This window comes from Chachezhania antarctica, assembly GCF_003646465.1.
Taxonomy (GTDB): Bacteria; Pseudomonadota; Alphaproteobacteria; order Rhodobacterales; family Rhodobacteraceae; genus Chachezhania; species Chachezhania antarctica.
The window spans coordinates 117,032-130,571 of record NZ_QZEX01000002.1 but is presented as its reverse complement, the minus strand read 5'-3'; the positions used below and the strand labels follow the sequence as shown (position 1 = coordinate 130,571).

The window sequence follows — 13,540 nt, the reverse complement described above, 5'->3', positions numbered from 1 at the left end:
ATGGTGCGTGGGGACCACACACCCTATGTCAGGGTTTCGGCGTGGGGCCAGTCCAGCAGGCGGTCGATGATCCGGCGAGGGATGGTCAGATCGCGGAAGGCCTGGTGGATCTTTTCGTCGACCTCGCTCATGGGTCGGTCCATGACGTTGAAGTTCAGGAAGCCATGGGGCAGGCGCACCGCCATGAAGAAGCTGTGCCCTTCGAAGGCTGCGGGCATGTGGGCTTCGACGCCTTGCAGGTCTTCCGACATGTGCAGGATCTTCCGGCCGAAATCTGTGTCCAGCTCCTTTTGCGCCTGCTCGGGGTCGTCGGTGTAGACCTCGAATGTGCGTTCAAGGTCGTCGTCGGACAGGTCCAGCCGGTGGGGCGGGCGCACGTTGCGTGTGGCCCACGAATACACCTTGTTCCCCAGCTCCCCGAAGTCCGGCAGGTACACGATTGTGGGCATCGGGTTCCAGCATTCGACCTCGATCAGGATGCCGTTGAACAGGGTCCGGGTTCGGGACTTGTTGTCGTCATCGCGGTATTCTTCGGCAAAGCGGGCCTTGGTGAGCGTGTAGGACACGCCCCGCCAGCTGCCGGATATCCGGGGGCCCAGGGTTCGACGATCCGCCTTTGGCACGAGGCACAGCCGTTCCAGCGTGTTCAGCCGGAACTCCTCGGCCGTGGTTTTCTCGGCGAAGGACACATCATGCAGGAAATCGCTGAGGACCGGCCGGATGAAGGTGGTCAACTCGTCGCGCAGCTTGTCGCCCCGGCTGAGGTAGACGAAGAGCGCCCCGAACGCGCCGAAGGCAATGGGCATGATCGGCAGGATCGGATCCAGCCGGTACGCCTGCCACGCAAGGAAGAGGGCAACGAGGGCGATGATCAGGATGATCCGCTGGCTGCGCAGGATGACGCGTTTGCGCCTGGCTTCCAGGTCGCGCAGGTAGGGGACGATGAGCCTCTGGTAGACCTCCGCGAACCCGGCCTCGTAGCTTTCCCGCTCGACAAAGGTGAACTCTGTCGTGTCGCTGGCGTCGGCGGATCGTGCCAGGGAGGTCATGTCAGGGCGTCATGCTGCAGCACCCGTAGGCCGGTGCGCCATCCGGGCTGAGGCCGAGAAGAATTGCCTCGTAATCGAAATTCAGGTCCGACATCCCATCCGTGCACGCCTCGGTATGGCGGACGATGACGGTCAGGGGCGTGATGCCGTCGGGGCTGACAAGGTAATGGCCCCAGAGGTCCGTGCGTCCGAGACCGGGCACGAAGCGCAGGTAGTCGAGCGTCAACGGGGTTTCCTGTTCGGGGGAATTGTAGGTGCTGCCGGCCTCGTCGATGGTGATGCTCCAGAACGGCTCGGTCCCGCTGCATTTCAGCGCTTCGGGCGCTTGCAGCATCGTGCTGGTGGGCTTCAGGTAGCGGGCGTTCACCCATCCGACGGTGCCGTTGTAGGCGACTTCCCTCCACGTCGCGCCGCCGATGTCGACGGAGACACCGGTCACCATGACATCATCGGCGTCGGGCGGGATGGTTCCGACAACGGGGGAGCCGCTGACATCGCGAGTGTGGTGGATATCTTCGCGGATGTTCAGGACATCGTCGGCCTTAACGCCTTGCACGGAATGCGGCTGCGCCATGGCGGGGGCGGCCAGACTGGCCATCAGAACGCCCGAAGAGACTATTCTGCGGCAGTGACGAATGGATTCAAGGAACATGGTATGACCTTCCGATCCCGAGTTCGTTTCGGGATCAGTATACCGGCCATGGTCGTTCGCGCCAGTGATGGGTGCGAGGGGCGGGGCAATGCGGCGCGCGCCGGGCACGCACCGCATCCTTGATCGCGGCGGTCCGTCAGAACCCGGCCTGATCCACCTGGTGGGGACGGGCAAGGTTGCCGAAGCGGGTGAAGCGGCCTTCGAAGCTCAGCTCGATCGTCCCGATGGGGCCGTGACGCTGCTTGCCGATGACCACCTCGGCCTTTCCGTGCAACCGGCTCATCCGTTCCTGCCATGCCGCCATTTCTTCCAGTCTGTCGTCCGAGGGCTTTTCGCGTTCCGCGTAGTATTCCTCGCGGAAGACGAACATGACGACGTCGGCATCCTGCTCGATAGATCCCGATTCACGAAGGTCAGACAGTTGGGGCCGCTTGTCTTCACGGTTTTCCACCTGCCGCGAAAGCTGGCTGAGTGCGATCACGGGGATGTCCAGCTCTTTCGCGATGGCCTTCAGGCCCTGAGTAATTTCCGAGACCTCGTTCACCCGGCTGTCCTTGGCGGTCGCGGGGCGGACGAGTTGCAGGTAGTCGACGATCAGCACGTCGAGCCCGTGCGTCCGCTTCAGCCGCCGCGCACGGGCGGCGAGTTGCGAGATCGGCAGGGCAGGGGTGTCGTCGATGAAAAGCGGGCAGGCTTCCAGCTGCTTGGCGGCCTCGACGAACCGGCGGAATTCGCCTTCGGTCATGTCGCCGCGGCGGATCTGTTCCGAGGGTACTTCGGCGGCTTCCGACAGGATCCGGGCGGCGAGCTGTTCGGCGCTCATCTCCAGTGAATAGAAACCCACGACGCCGCCATCGGTGGTGCCGTCCTCCAGCTTCCGGTACTTCTTGGCGATGTTGTAGGCGATGTTGGTCGCAAGCGACGTCTTCCCCATCGACGGACGGCCCGCGAGGATCAGGAGGTCGGACCGGTGTAGGCCGCCCAGCTTCTTGTCCATGTCGGTGAGCCCGGTCGAGATACCGGCCAGCCCGCCCGACCGCTGGTAGGCGGCGGCGGCCACGTTCACCGCGTCGGTGACGGCCGTCAGGAAGGTCTGGAAGCCCGATCCGGTCTGGCCCTGTTCCGACAGGCGATACAGCTGTTGTTCGGCCTCGACGATCTGTTCGCGCGGCTCGCTCGCCACATCGACGGTCGCGGCTTTCGACGCGATGTCCCGGCCCAGAACGATCAGCTGACGCCGCATCGCAAGGTCATAGATCATCTGCGCATAGTCGCGCACGGCAAAGGTGGAAATCGCGGCGCCCGCCAGACGCGCAAGGTAGGACGGCCCTCCCAGTTCCTTCAGGCCCTGGTCGTCTTCCATGAACGCCTTGAGCGTCACCGGCGAGGCCAGCGCGTTCTTGGCGATGCGAGACGACGCGATATCGTAGATGCGCGAATGGACCGGATCGTAGAAATGTTCGGCCTTGATGATCGCGGCCACCCGGTCGAATACGTCGTTGTTGGTCAGGATCGCGCCCAGAAGCTGCTGCTCGGCCTCGATGGAATGCGGCATGGATCCTGCCGACAGATCCTCATCGGACTGCGCGCCAGAGCCATCGGTCTGCGACGACGATCCCGCTGCCGGAACCGACCTTATGGTCGAGAACTCGTTCATACCGCCCCCTCATTTCCCGTGGTCCGGACACATAAGGCGAGTCCCGCCGGGATTTCAAAATGTATATCCTGTGGATAGCCTGTGCATTTCGGATGCATAGTCAGTAACGTCGGTATTTGGTGGCCAGATGCTGCTCGCCAGCAATATATAGAGGTTTCATCTACAGGAAATGATAAATCGCACTGGGCCGTACATTGGCAGCGTCGCAGCGGTTTCCCGCCTACTTGCGCGCCGCTTGCCAGGCGCGGGGGTCGTTCAGGAACTCTTCCACACCCGCAAGGGTGGAGTCCGTGAAGGCACCCGATTCCTTCGCGGCCGCCAGCACGTCCCACCAGGTGGCCAGGCTGTGCAGCGTCACGCCGTGATCGCCCAGCACCGTCCGGGTTTCCGGGAAGATATCGTAGTAGAAGATGACGGCCGTGTGGGCGCAGGTGGCGCCGGTTTCGCGGATCGCATCCACGAACGAGATCTTGGACCCGCCGTCGGTGGTCAGGTCTTCCACCAGCAGCACCTTGTCGCCGTCGCCCATCACGCCTTCGATCCGCGCACCGCGGCCGTGGCCCTTGGGCTTCTTGCGGACATAGGTCATCGGCAGCGCCATGCGGTCGGCGACCATGGCGGCGAAGGGGATGCCCGCCGTCTCGCCACCGGCGATGTTGGTGAACGCCTCGAAGCCCGCGTTGCGCATGACCGTGACGGCCATGAAATCCATCAGCGTCGCGCGCACCCGCGGGAAAGAGATCAGCTTGCGGCAGTCGATATAGGTCGGGCTGGGCAGGCCGGAGGACAGCGTGAACGGCTCGTCCGCATTGAAATGCACGGCCTCGACCTCTAGCAGCATGCGGGCTGTCAGGCGGGCGATTTCTTCGGCGGGGGGGAAGGATGTGGGGATCATCGGGCGCGCGCTCCTCGGGCTGACGAGAGGGTTCGCACCGGATAGGCGAGCCGGCGTCGAAACGCCAGCCCGGAATGATCGCCCCGGCAGAAATGCCGGGGCGGACCTGATCAGAAGATGAAGTCGTTGGCGGACAGGTCCGACATCGCGACATCGAGCAGCGTGATCGAGTTGCCGTTGCCGTCTTCGATCAGGGCATCGCCGTTGTCGTCATCGGACAGGTGGTTGTTCTTCAGGTCCTTGAAGTTCTTGATCGACCCGATCTTGTCGAGGTTGATCTTTTCCTTCTTACCGCCGGTCTGGAAATCGGTGACCGTATCGTCGCCGAACTTCTTGCCCTTGAAGATGAACATGTCGGCACCTTTGTCGCCGATCAGCTTGTCGTTGCCATTGCCGCCGTCCAGCTTGTCACGGCCAGCGCCACCGATAAGGGTGTCCTTCCCGCCAAGGCCGCGAAGTGCGTCCTTGCCGCCATAGCCTTCCAGCACGTTCTTGCCTTTGTCACCGATGATCAGGTCCTGGCTCTCGGTGCCCCGGGCATCTTCGATTTTCTTCAGCGTGTCGCGGTCGCCGAATCCGTCGATGGCAAAGCCCTTCTTCAGGTTGACGGTCACGCCGTCTTCGCCGCCATAACGGGCATCGCGATCGTAACGGACGACGTCCTGGCCGCCGAGACCGTTCAGCACATCCTCGCCTTCCAGCCCGCGCAGGTGGTTGCGGCCATTGTCGCCGATCAGCGTGTCATCGAACATTGAACCGCGCAGCATCTCGATGCTCTTCATCGTGTCGCGGTCGCCGTAGCCGTCGATCGCATAGCCTTTCGCCAGCGAGGCGAAGACGCCCGACGGATCGTTGCCCCACGTGACCTGGTCGAAGCCTTTGCCGCCGTTGTAGAGATCGTTGCCCGCGCTCGACCGGAAATAGTCGTCGGCCTGCTTGCCGAAGAAACGGTCGTTGTCCGGGGTCCCGTAGAAATCGTCTTCCTGGGTCATGGAGACGTTGTCGAATGCGGACCACTTGATATTCTTGCCCGGTGCGAACTTGCCGCTCGCCACGCTGACACCGGTGATGCTGTCGTCGAACTTTTCCCAATCGGCCGAGGAATTCATCGCGGGCAGGGCCGCGCCGCCCAACTGGAAGATGACGTCATAGCTTGCGACAGCGTTTTCCAGGGTCATGCCCAAAACCGTCGAAACCCCGCCCGACCACGTGACTTTGGCGATGAAGTCGGTGATCTCGTAACGAAGTTCGTTATCGTACATCGTTTGGCCGTTGATCATGACTTGGTAGGCGTTGTCCTTGATCGCCACGATGGGCACGCCGTCGTCCCGTCCGATGACGGAGTAGCTGAAGCCCGCTTTCTTGCTGGGGACGATGACAGAGGCCACGGTCGGGGTGGGATGACCGATATCGTTTTCGTCGAAAGCGACGGCGAAGCCAGTGACGTTGAACGTCGTCATGGGTTCAAACTCCTGTTAGGAAGGGACAATCAAGAACGCACCTGTTCTTTGCCTTCCCTAAAGGCTACCCCACGGCAAGCATAGGTTTACGCTAGGTAATCCTGCTAAATAAGTTAATCACTTTCCGGTGGTGACACTCCAGTGCAACGGGAATCCCGGATCGAACACCGTTACAGGACCGTCGTCACTGTCGATTTTCGATGGGTACGTGCAGTGTTCACCTTTACGCAGAGTCAGAGTGCGAACGCTCACCGGAAGCTTGTAGTGCGTCGCGCCGTTCAGGGAAAGAAAGGCCGCAAGCTGATCCAAAGCTGATTCGCGGTCAAAGATTTCGGCCACGACCGACACCGCGTTGGTCGCGGTAAAACAGCCCGCGCAGCCGCAGGCATGTTCCTTCAGCGCATCGATATGTGGCGCACTGTCGGTGCCCAGGAAGAACCGCGCATCGCCCGACGTCGCGGCGGTGACCAGCGCCTGCCGGTGCACTTCGCGCTTGGCGACGGGCAGGCAATAGTAGTGCGGACGGATGCCACCCACCAGGATATGGTTGCGGTTGATCACCAGGTGATGCGCCGTGATCGTGGCCGCCAGATCCTTCGGCGCGCCTTGCACATAGGCCACGGCGTCGGCGGTGGTGACATGTTCCATCACCACGCGCAGGCCCGGCGTGGCCTTGCGGATCGGATCCAGCACACGGTCGATGAAAACGGCTTCGCGGTCGAAAATGTCGATGTCGGGGTCCGTGACCTCTCCGTGCAGGCAGAGCGGCAGGCCGATCTCGGCCATCTTCTCCAGCACCGGGCGGACCTTGTCGAAATCCGTGACGCCCGAGGCCGAATTCGTCGTGGCACCGGCCGGGTAGAGCTTGACCGCGTGAACCAGACCGTCGGCGGCGGCTTTGGCGACATCCTCGGGGTCGGTCTCTTCCGTCAGGTAGAGCGTCATCAGCGGGGTGAAATCCGCGCCCTCCGGCATCGCGGCCAGGATCCGGTCGCGGTAGGCGCTGGCATCGGCCCCGGTGACGACGGGCGGCACGAGGTTCGGCATGATGATCGCCCGCCCGAAATGGCGCGCGGTTTCAGGCAGCACGGCCTTCAGCATCGCGCCGTCGCGCAGATGCAGATGCCAGTCATCGGGGCGGGGGATGGTCAGCGTCTGGGTCATGAAAACCAGCTAGCACGCAGCGCGCGCGCCTGCCAGAGGCCAGGATCGCCCGGGCCCGCTCAATGCGCGGGCATGTCTCGCGCCGGGACGAGCGGCGCAAGCGACCGCGTACCGCCGCTGCCGGTGACCGAGGCCGACACGAGCGCCACGACCCGCCAGCCCTCCGGGCCAAGCCACAGGACCGGCGCGCCCGAAGCGCCCTGCATCACCGGGCAATCCAGCCCGATCTGCACCGCGTCCCGGTAGGTGATCGTGCACGGCCCCTGCCGCGACAGCGCATGCGCCCGGTCGCGGCGGTAGCCGATCAGCGCAAGGGGCGGCGGGTCGCCGGCGGGCAGGGCGGCCAGCGGCAGGGAGGCTACGGTCTGGATGGGGTCTGCCAATCTCAGGAACGCGATGTCATTGCGGGCTGTTGCGGACAGGGGTGGCAGGTCCGGATCATGATCGGGGTCGATGAAGATCTCGGCCGCGACGCTGTGGGCCGCATAATCGCCGCCCCGCCAGCCGGCAACGAAATGCACATCGTCGGCCCGCACCGCGCGCCCGTCGCGAAACAGGCAATGCGCCGCGGTCAGGACGAGGTCTTCCGCAACCAGCGTTCCCGTGCACATCTGCCGCCGCTTCAGCCCGGCGACGTTCACCCGCCCGACGGCGTTCCAGCTGGGCTGGTCGGCCTTTGGCAGCAGCTCTGGGTCGGTCTGTGCAAGGGCAGGGGGTGCGACAACCGCAAGGCAGAGGGCGAGAGAGTGGATCATCGGGCGCGACGGCCAGATCCGGGGGCCGGACCTCTTGGTGCTGGCAGACGCTCCATGAACCGGCCTTTTGCGATGGTGGCGTGGCGATGCAGCACCGTCGCCCGAATTCGGCCATGCAGCAAGTGGGCCGTCCGGAGGCCGGAAACAAAAAAACGCGCACCCGGGCGAAGCCACGGGCGCGCGAAGGTTCGGATCCTTGCGGATCCGGGGATCTTAGGGCGTGTGACGGCCCAGACCACGTTCGTTCATGATCTTCTTCATCGCCTCGCGCGCTTCGGGCGCAAGGTTGTAGAGGGGCGGGTTGTTGCCCGAGAAGCCGATCTTGAACTGCGGCGGGTAGTCCATCAGTTCCTTGATATACATGCTCTGCGTGGCCATCACCGGCACCAGCGCGGGAATGTGGCGAACGCCGACGTTCACGTCTTCCTGCGGGTTGGTGTAGAGGTTGATCGCGATCGCGCCACCGGTGTCGGTGAAGAGCGCGCCCGAGAAGCCGCCAATGTCACCACGGCTGAAGATCGAGTCCTGAAGCTCGCCGGTGATGACACCCTTGAACTCGTCGATCCGCGACCCGGCATAGTACTGGTTGATGGTGTAGGGCCGGCTGCGGCGGTTCGATTCACCGTTGTCCGCAATCAGGAACGACGCCTGATCGACACCGTCGATATAGGTCGTGTCGTCGAACAGCCCGCCGATATCGGCGCCCTTGACGCCATTCATCGACATCACGGTCGGCAGCACGTCGGCGAAATCGAAAAGACCGTCCGATTTGCGCGGCTCGATCATGTCCTTCCAGTAGACGAAGGTCGGAACCCGCACGCCGCCTTCCCAAGCCGAGCCCTTGCAACCACGAAACGGGGTCCGGCCATGGGGCGGGATCTCGCATTCCGGACCGTTGTCCGAGGTCAAGATGACCATCGTGTTCTCAAGCTCGCCGATCTCTTCCAACTTCGACATCAGGGTGCCGAACACATCGTCCATCTCGACAATACAGTCGCTGTAGACGGTCGAAGCGGCCGACTTGCCCGCGTAATCGTCGCTTGGGTAGTTGTCGAAATGGCAGCCGCGGGTGGCGTGGTACAGGAAGAACGGATCCTCCGCGCCCTTCTGCTTGTCGAGGAAGTCGAGGCTGGTCTCTTTCCAGTGCTGATCCAGGTGCTTGATGTACTCGAGGTCGATCAGCTTGCCGTCTTCGCACTTTTCGGTATCCGACGGCGAACAGGTGACTTCGTAGTGGTTGAAGCCGTCCTCTTCCATCATCTTGAACCGCGACGGCGACAGCGCCACTTCCGGGTTCATGTAGACGTCGCGCCATTCGGTATACATGTCGGACACGCCCAGGAAGCCGACATATTCGTCATAGCCCACGTTCTGCGGCAGCGAGCCCTTGTTCTCGCCCATGTGCCACTTGCCCACGCCCATGGTGGTGTAGCCCTTTTCCTGCAGCAGCTTCGGCAGGGTCAGTGCGCCGTCAAGGCCGCCGGCCTCGCCGTACATCGGCGGACGCAGGATGCCGTGGTGCAGCGGGTTCTGCCCGGTGTGGATCGTCGCCCGCGACGGCGAGCATGACGGCGTCGAATAGGCCGAGGTCAGGATCAGGCCATCGAGGGCGAATTCGTCCATGTTGGGCGTCGCGTTGCCGACGGCCACGCCGCCGCCGTTGAAGCCCGGGTCCATCCAGCCGACATCGTCGAGAAGGAAGAACAGGACGTTGGGTTTCTTGCCGGTCTTGGCTTCCAGGTCGGCCAGCTTCTTGGCCGCGGCCGAATCCTGTTCGGGGCGCGACAGCGCCGGGTACATGTTCGGCGCAGGCTTCTTGTCCTGCAGGTGAAGCGAATGGCCCGGGTAGTCGAAGCCTTTTGCCGTCGTCGGTCCGGTTGTTGATCCGCGGATATTGCCGGCATCATCCTGTGCCAGGGCAATCCCCGGGGCCGCGAGGCCAAGCGAGACGGCCAGGGCCAGGGCCCCGAGCCGTCCGCCGGTCCGCGAGTGGCGACTGTATAGTGTCTTCACGATTTAACTTCCCTCTCGTGATTGGAGATTAGAAACTCGATACCGCTAGCGGCATCATGGCCGGGTGAGGGCCACGGTGCGTTGGCAGAGCTTTGACGAGGGAATTCAGGGCACACAATGTTGCAACAGTGCGAACCGTAGCAATCGGTCCGGATTACTGACCTGTTTTCACGAAGAAATTTCCGGTCTCAAGGCCGCTACCTCAGGAGCTGCGAGCTGCGCGGGCCTTCAGGGCATGGCGAAGGATCCGGTCGGCGTTCTGTGGCGACAAGACCCGGCTGGGCGGTGTCATCATCAGCCGCCCGAAAAGAGACCGGTAATGTTCGTCCTGCATCAGCACGTCGAACCGGTTCTTCCGCCATGCGACGGCCTGCGCGTGGAGGCGCGACAACTCCGCGTCTTCGCCCAGCCGCGCCCGTTCGACCGCGGTGCGCGGGGCCAGACGCGCGATCGAGGTGTCGGTGTCGGCGGCGAAATTACGTTCGACCCAGTAATCCATCCCCAGTGGCGCGGTGACATTCACCCGGCCGCGGTCGGCCTTGACGATGAAGCTTTCCATCGCGCCCAGCGGATAATGGTTCAGCTGGACCAGCGCATGATTGTCCTGTCCGGGGGCCGAGAAGATACGGCTGGTCTTGAACTCCTGCGGCAGGGGGCGCCCGGATCCATCAAACCAGCGCGCGTCGTCGATCCGTCCCGGACGAGGCAGGCGCGGGCGGTGGACGCCCAGTTTGTGATAGGTCCCGTCGTTGAGGTACAGCGTCTTGAACATCGACGCCCGCCAGGGCCAGCCCAGCCGCTCGGGCGCGCAGGCGGTGAAGATATCGGGCACGGGGCGGTCTTCGTATTCGATGACCCCGCCATTGCCGAAGATCCGCCATGTGAGCGGTATGGCCGTGGCCTCGGGCAGGGCGGCCCAGAGATCGGTCAGGGTGCCGTCACCGGTGCGGACATTGACGAATTCGTCGATGTCCATGGCGAGGACCCATTTTGCCGTGCGCATCGCCTCCAGCTTGTGCGCGGTGTTGAACGCCGTGAACTGGATGCCGCGCCGGTCGTAGGGGCCTTCGTTGCGGATATGAGTGACGTGGCCCATCTCCTGCAACCGGTCGAGCATCGCGTCGGTGCCGTCCTGGCAATCGTTGGTGAAGGCCAGCACATGGGTGAAGCCTGTGGCGAGGTGATGGGCCAGCCAGTCGAGCAGGAAGGCGCCTTCGTTGCGGAGCGTGAGAACGGCGAGCACGGACATGCGCGCAGACGGCCATTCCGCGCGCGGATTTGCAAGCCCGGATCGTACGAGCGGGCGGCGTCAACGGTGCGACGTCGGATGCCTCCGGCGGGAGTATTTGGGAAGAGAAGAAAGGCAGGGCATGTTCTTGCAGCGCCTGGACGGGCGGGGCGGGCGGCTCATTCCCAGAATTTCAGCCAGTCGATGAACCAGTAGAGCTTCTTGCCGATAAAGATCACGTGCGCGTCGCGAAAGATCGCGATGTCGACGATGACGGCGGCGGTGATCAGGATGGCGAGGATCAGGGCGGTAAGGTGGGACATGCTGGCCCGGACCTTACGCACAAAAAACGGGGCGACAAGGCGCCCCGTTTCGAAATCGCGTCAAGCGCGGCTTACGAGTGCAGGCGGCCCATCGCCACCGCCACGTCGGCCATGCGGCACGAGAAGCCCCATTCGTTGTCGTACCATGCCAGCACGCGCACCATGCGCTTGCCCACGACGCGGGTCTGGTCGGGCGCAAAGATCGAGCTGTGTTCGGTGTGGTTGAAGTCGATCGAAACCTTGGGTTCCGGATCGTAGGCCATCACGCGGCCCATGGAGCCTGCGACGGCTTCACGAACGACTTCGTTCACGTCGTCCACGGTCACGTCCTTGCCGGCGTAGAAGGTGAGGTCGACCGCCGAGACATTGGGCGTGGGTACCCGGAGCGCGGAGCCGTCGAGCTTGCCGCTGAGGTTGGGCAGCACTTCGCCCAGAGCCTTGGCAGCACCGGTCGACGTCGGGATGATCGCCATGGCCGCGGCGCGCGCGCGATACAGATCGTCGTGGCGGCGGTCCAGCGTGGGCTGGTCGCCGGTATAGGAATGCACCGTCGTCATCACGCCGGATTCGATGCCGATGGCCTCGTCCAGCACCTTGGCGAGGGGGGCGAGGCAGTTCGTGGTGCAAGACCCGTTCGAAATCATCGTGTCGCCCGCGGTCAGCAGGTTGTGGTTCACGCCGTAGACGATGGTCTTCTGAACGTTCTTGGCGGGCGCCGAGATCAGGACCGACTTGGCGCCCTGTTCAAGGTGCACGTTCGCCTTGTCGCCATCGTTGAACTTGCCCGTGCATTCCAGGACCACGTCGCAGCCCGACCAGTCGAGCTCCTTCGGGTCGTAGGTCGAGAACATCTCGATCTCGCCGCGGCCAAGGTCCATGCCGGTGGGGCTGACGCGGATCTCGTCGGCGTAGCGGCCATGGATGCTGTCGTAGCGCAGCAGGTGGGCGGCGGTTTCGATGGGGCCGGTGGCGTTGGCCTTGACGACGTTGATGTCGTTGCGCCCGCTCGATGCGATATGGGCCAGCGTGCAGCGGCCGATCCGGCCAAATCCGTTGATACCGACATTGATGGTCATTTCGGGCGCACTCCTCGACAGGACGATGGGATCTGGGTCTTTTGCCGATGGATATAGCGATAGTGCTGCGCTGCGGAAAGGCGAAATACGAATGTTATGAGTATGTTAGCGCAAACTGCGCGGAAATCCGGCGACGCCGGTTGACGCGGGCGTCAGTCGCCTGGAACAGATGGCGCTAACGGTTGCCCTTTGATGCCGATCCGCTAGGGTCCGCGATGGACAGGGCCGGTATTTGACAAGCGGAGATTCCCCATGAGCGGTTTGCTGGCACTTCTGGACGATGTGGCGGGAATCGCCAAGGTGGCGGCGGCATCGGTGGACGATGTCGCGGCGCAGGCGCTGAAGGCGGGTTCGAAAGCCGCCGGCGCGCTGATCGACGACGCCGCGGTGACGCCGAAATACCTGCACGGGTTTGCCGCCTCGCGCGAGCTGCCGATCGTCTGGAAGATCTCCAAGGGGTCCCTGAAGAACAAGCTGTTGTTCCTGTTGCCGATCGGGTTGCTGCTGTCGGCCTTCGCGCCGTGGGCGATCCCGCCCTTGTTGATGATCGGCGGGTGCTACCTGTGTTTCGAAGGGGCCGAGAAGGTGGCCCATGTCTTCTCCCACAAGCCCCACAAGCCCGTCTTCCCCGAGGACAAGCCGAGCGTCGATCCGGCAAAGCTGGAAGAGACGAAGGTCGCGGGTGCGATCAAGACCGATTTCATCCTGTCGGCCGAGATCATGACGATCGCGCTGTCGACGCTTGATCCGGGATCCATCTGGGTCGACGCGGTGATCCTGGCGGTGGTCGCGGTGGGGATCACGGTGGTGGTCTATGGCAGCGTGGCCCTGATCGTGAAGGCAGACGATGTAGGCCTGCACATGGCGACCGAAGGGCGGCTGGGCGCTACGCGCACACTGGGGCGCGGCGTGGTGAGGATCATGCCGCATTTCCTGAAGCTGCTGACCATCGTTGGCACGGCCGCGATGCTTTGGGTGGGCGGCGATATCGTGCTGCACGGGTTCGAACAGCTGGGCTTCGGCTGGCCGGACCACCAGGTGATCCATCTGGCCGAAATGTTCGGCACCATCTGGCCCGAGGGTCTGGCGCCGGCGCTGACATGGATCGCCAAGGCGACGATGGACGGTATCTTCGGCCTGGCGCTGGGGTTCGTGCTGTTGCCGATCTTCACACGGTTCGTGCCGCCGATCTGGAAGGCCGTGACCGGGCATTTCCCGACGGAGTGATCGGGGAAGCGTCTCCCAAGCCGGGTTGAAGCGGCTTGGGG

The 13,540-nt window shown here is 63.4% G+C and carries 12 protein-coding genes; 1 reads left to right on the top strand and 11 read right to left on the bottom strand.

The window, feature by feature from the left end; genetic code table 11:
- Positions 1 to 23: 23 nt before the first annotated feature.
- The 11 genes from D4754_RS04415 to gap form a co-directional block, all read right to left on the bottom strand.
- Entirely contained in the window at positions 24 to 1,049 is a 1,026-nt protein-coding gene (locus D4754_RS04415; RefSeq protein WP_121061721.1) for a DUF3137 domain-containing protein, read from the bottom strand.
- Position 1,050: 1 nt separating this feature from the next.
- Entirely contained in the window at positions 1,051 to 1,647 is a 597-nt protein-coding gene (locus D4754_RS04410) for a hypothetical protein (RefSeq protein ID WP_121061720.1), read from the bottom strand.
- Positions 1,648 to 1,837: 190 nt separating this feature from the next.
- Positions 1,838 to 3,358, bottom strand: coding sequence for a replicative DNA helicase (locus D4754_RS04405; RefSeq protein WP_121061719.1), 1,521 nt, complete (start codon positions 3,356 to 3,358; stop codon positions 1,838 to 1,840).
- A gap of 220 nt (positions 3,359 to 3,578) precedes the next feature.
- On the bottom strand, positions 3,579 to 4,253 hold the full coding sequence (locus D4754_RS04400) for an orotate phosphoribosyltransferase (RefSeq protein ID WP_121061718.1): 675 nt from the start codon (positions 4,251 to 4,253) through the stop codon (positions 3,579 to 3,581).
- 110 nt (positions 4,254 to 4,363) lie between these two features.
- A complete protein-coding gene (locus D4754_RS04395; RefSeq protein WP_121061717.1) occupies positions 4,364 to 5,713 on the bottom strand; it encodes a calcium-binding protein in 1,350 nt (449 codons plus the stop codon).
- Between the two features lie 117 nt (positions 5,714 to 5,830).
- The gene (gene pyrC, locus D4754_RS04390) at positions 5,831 to 6,877 is read right to left on the bottom strand and encodes a dihydroorotase (RefSeq protein WP_121061716.1); all 1,047 of its coding nucleotides are present in this window, start codon (positions 6,875 to 6,877) and stop codon (positions 5,831 to 5,833) included.
- A gap of 59 nt (positions 6,878 to 6,936) precedes the next feature.
- Positions 6,937 to 7,632 carry a trypsin-like serine peptidase gene (locus tag D4754_RS04385; protein ID WP_121061715.1) on the bottom strand — a complete coding sequence of 232 codons (696 nt, stop codon included), beginning with the start codon at positions 7,630 to 7,632 and terminating at the stop codon, positions 6,937 to 6,939.
- A gap of 213 nt (positions 7,633 to 7,845) precedes the next feature.
- Positions 7,846 to 9,645: a sulfatase-like hydrolase/transferase gene (locus D4754_RS04380; protein ID WP_240453751.1), complete on the bottom strand. Its 1,800-nt coding sequence runs from the start codon at positions 9,643 to 9,645 to the stop codon at positions 7,846 to 7,848.
- Positions 9,646 to 9,847: 202 nt separating this feature from the next.
- Positions 9,848 to 10,894 carry a glycosyltransferase family 2 protein gene (locus D4754_RS04375; RefSeq protein ID WP_121061713.1) on the bottom strand — a complete coding sequence of 349 codons (1,047 nt, stop codon included), beginning with the start codon at positions 10,892 to 10,894 and terminating at the stop codon, positions 9,848 to 9,850.
- A 158-nt stretch (positions 10,895 to 11,052) separates the two neighbouring features.
- Positions 11,053 to 11,196 (bottom strand): hypothetical protein, encoded by a 144-nt coding sequence (locus D4754_RS23840; RefSeq protein ID WP_163025774.1) that lies wholly within the window; start codon positions 11,194 to 11,196, stop codon positions 11,053 to 11,055.
- Between the two features lie 71 nt (positions 11,197 to 11,267).
- Complete coding sequence (gene gap, locus D4754_RS04370) at positions 11,268 to 12,272, bottom strand: type I glyceraldehyde-3-phosphate dehydrogenase (RefSeq protein ID WP_121061712.1); 1,005 nt, start codon at positions 12,270 to 12,272, stop codon at positions 11,268 to 11,270.
- A 252-nt stretch (positions 12,273 to 12,524) separates the two neighbouring features.
- On the opposite strand from gap, the gene D4754_RS04365 reads away from it, so the two are divergent.
- Positions 12,525 to 13,499, top strand: coding sequence for a DUF808 domain-containing protein (locus tag D4754_RS04365; protein ID WP_121061711.1), 975 nt, complete (start codon positions 12,525 to 12,527; stop codon positions 13,497 to 13,499).
- Positions 13,500 to 13,540 lie beyond the last annotated feature (41 nt).